Annotated in this window: 2 protein-coding genes and 1 pseudogene; 2 read left to right on the top strand and 1 reads right to left on the bottom strand. The window is 49.6% G+C overall.

Features of this window, described 5'->3' with window-relative positions; all coding sequences use genetic code 11:
• Window positions 1–334: 334 nt before the first annotated feature.
• Window positions 335–471: pseudogene (locus C450_RS22740) on the top strand (IS5/IS1182 family transposase); the annotation flags it as partial.
• A 21-nt stretch (window positions 472–492) separates the two neighbouring features.
• Here C450_RS22740 and C450_RS00005 read toward each other — a convergent pair.
• The gene (locus tag C450_RS00005; RefSeq protein ID WP_005038512.1) at window positions 493–1,008 is read right to left on the bottom strand and encodes a helix-hairpin-helix domain-containing protein; all 516 of its coding nucleotides are present in this window, start codon (window positions 1,006–1,008) and stop codon (window positions 493–495) included.
• A gap of 243 nt (window positions 1,009–1,251) precedes the next feature.
• Here C450_RS00005 and C450_RS00010 point away from each other — a divergent pair, with 243 nt between their 5' ends.
• Window positions 1,252–1,791: an SPFH domain-containing protein gene (locus C450_RS00010; protein ID WP_005038514.1), complete on the top strand. Its 540-nt coding sequence runs from the start codon at window positions 1,252–1,254 to the stop codon at window positions 1,789–1,791.
• The last annotated feature ends 31 nt before the right edge of the window (window positions 1,792–1,822 follow it).

A 1,822-nucleotide genomic window follows, 5' to 3' on the forward strand; every position in this document is an offset into this window, starting at 1 on the left:
CAATCAGTCCCCATTCCTTCAAGGAGTCAGCTACGACTTCGTTTCAGCGACTGCCCAGACGGTTCTGAACGATTTTCCGACGCGACCAAACAATTGGAGCAACTGTTCACCATTTCGGTGTGAATACGTGCATCAATGCTAATGGGGAGTGGTCGCTCTCCTCCGGGGAGCATCGCTCACTTGGACTTACACGCCGTATCATCGGGACCAGGCTGGTGTTCGACGAGGGCGTCATAGAACGATTCTCACACCAATGAGCCGGGTGAACGTTGAGGTGGATGTGCTCAGCACCCTGTAAGATGATCCTTCGGTAGAGTCGATCTTTAATCTCGTGATGGCAGAGGTACTCGCGTTTTTGAGCATCTCTCTTTCGAGTTTCTCGAAGAGTTCGCCACGTTCGCCCCGTCGGAGGCGGGTCAAACACGAGATTACGAGCCACCGGAGTTGATGTGTGGCTTTCTGCACTGTTACTGAACCATAATGACAATGGAATCATTCTTCTTTTTGTGAGGAACAGGTGTTCTTCTCTGGCGACACGGTGGATTGCGCGGAGCTAAATCGTTGTTTGATAGCATAAGCCGTGTTCGGGCCGATTCCATATATCCGCTCCAAGTCGGACTGGGTGGTGTTTGCGAGTTCTTCCGTCGTATTGTACTCTGCAGAGAGGACAGCACTGATCTCTGGCCCAACACCATTCACATCTTCGACGCGTTTTCTGAGTTCCTTCGCTTGCGGATCAAGCGCAATGTTGACTCGCCGCTCCATCTCCTCTAGAGAAATCTTTCCGTCTGTGTACGCTTGGCGGGCAGCATCGACGTCATAGATGGTACCGTCTGACCGCTCTCTCGCGGGTGGAATCCTCAAAAATCCTACTGCGATCACTATGACAACTGCAGCAAGTATGCATAATCCAACCACATCAGTTCCGCCTACATATCCCAGCCCGAGTCCAAATCCAGCGAGAAGGACGAGAATTACGTATATGGTCTGGAGTATTACTTCTTTCATCAACTGTCGGTAGTGAACGCGGTGAATAAAGGGTTACTCGTAGAGATCATTGTGGAGAGCGAAGAATATGCCAAAGGCCAAACACAGATGCCGAATTTTCAATCGCGCTAACCAGATGTATTGCGTTTTCTGGCCCAATGCACATGATTTCACGTGTGTAGGGATTTCTCAAGATGCCGAATCACTGATTAGTCACTATCGTACCGATATGGTTATCATCTCACTCGAAATAAATTCCTATTCATGATTGTCCCGGTACAGCTTGGCGGTGAAACTGCTGTCGGTGCACTCATCATAGTAGCATCCCTCATTCTACTTATGATTACTGTCAACAGTATGATGGAGGTTGTCGGCCCTGGTGAACAGGGTGTACTCACCGTGTTCGGTCGGTACCGACGGCTTTTGAATCCCGGTATCAACTTCGTTCCGCCTTTTATTTCGAAGATATACTCAGTTTCTAAGGGAATGCAGGAGGTTGAACTCACTGACCAAACGGCCATCACGCGAGATGATGTTGTCGCCACTGTGGATATCGAACTGTTCGTTCAAGTTATGGATGCGAAGAAGGCTGCTCTCGATGTGGATGACTATGAGCAGAAACTCTCAACGAGTACTGTGACGACACTTCGTAAGATTCTAGAAAGCATGGACATTGAGGACGCGAAGGAGAAGGACGCAGAACTCGGCTCCCGTATTGAGAAGCAACTCAGAGAATCGGCTGCTGACGACCCTACCAAGTCTGGTGTTGTTGAGAGGGAAGACAAGGCCGTTACAGCTAGTTAGCTGATACGTGTTGCGGCCGGGAACGATACTA

It is taken from the genome of Halococcus salifodinae DSM 8989 (genome assembly GCF_000336935.1).
Classification (GTDB): Archaea; Halobacteriota; Halobacteria; order Halobacteriales; family Halococcaceae; genus Halococcus; species Halococcus salifodinae.

Excerpts from the sequence above, each read along its gene's own strand:
- C450_RS00005 (WP_005038512.1), bottom strand. The coding sequence starts at position 1,008 with ATGAAAGAAGTAATACTCCAGACCATATACGTAATTCTCGTCCTTCTC.
- C450_RS00010 (WP_005038514.1), top strand. The coding sequence starts at position 1,252 with ATGATTGTCCCGGTACAGCTTGGCGGTGAAACTGCTGTCGGTGCACTC.